This is a genomic window from Mycolicibacillus koreensis, from assembly GCF_002104795.1.
GTDB lineage: Bacteria > Actinomycetota > Actinomycetes > Mycobacteriales > Mycobacteriaceae > Mycobacterium > Mycobacterium koreense.
The window spans coordinates 1-639 of sequence record NZ_NCXO01000125.1 but is presented as its reverse complement, the minus strand read 5'-3'; the positions used below and the strand labels follow the sequence as shown (position 1 = coordinate 639).

Below are 639 nucleotides of genomic sequence, written 5' to 3'. Positions count from 1 at the left end.
TCACCATCGCCGACGACCTCGCCTCGGCCCGCTGGGTGACCCGCGCCGCCGACTGGGATGACCGGGTGTACGCGGCGGTCGCGCTGCATCCCACCCGCGCCGATGCGCTGACCGATGCCGCGCGCGCCGAGATCGAGGCGCTGGCGGCGCACCCGCGGGTGGTGGCGATCGGCGAGACCGGGATGGACCTGTACTGGCCGGGCCGGCTGCCGGACTGCGCGGCGCCGCAGGTGCAGCGTGAGGCCTTCGCCTGGCACATCGACCTGGCCAAGCGCACCGGCAAACCGCTCATGATCCATAATCGGCAGGCCGACGCCGACATTCTGGACGTCTTACGCGCCGAAGGCGCCCCGGAGACTGTGATCTTCCACTGTTTTTCCTCCGATAGTGTGATGGCACACACCTGCGTGCAGGCCGGATGGCTGCTCAGCCTCTCCGGCACGGTGAGCTTCCGCAACGCCCACGACCTGCGCCGGGCCGTCCCGCTGATCCCCGACGAGCAGCTGCTGGTGGAGACCGACGCGCCGTTTTTGACCCCGCACCCCTACCGCGGCGCCCCCAACGAGCCCTACTGCCTGCCCTACACTGTTCAAGCGTTGGCCGATCTGCTCGATCGGCCGGCGGAGGAATTGGCCCACG

At 70.0% G+C, this 639-nt stretch carries 1 protein-coding gene; it reads left to right on the top strand.

Features of this window, described 5'->3' with window-relative positions:
* Positions 1 to 639 (top strand): TatD family hydrolase (locus tag B8W67_RS20175; RefSeq protein ID WP_109561858.1); only part of this gene is annotated, 639 nt, incomplete at both ends.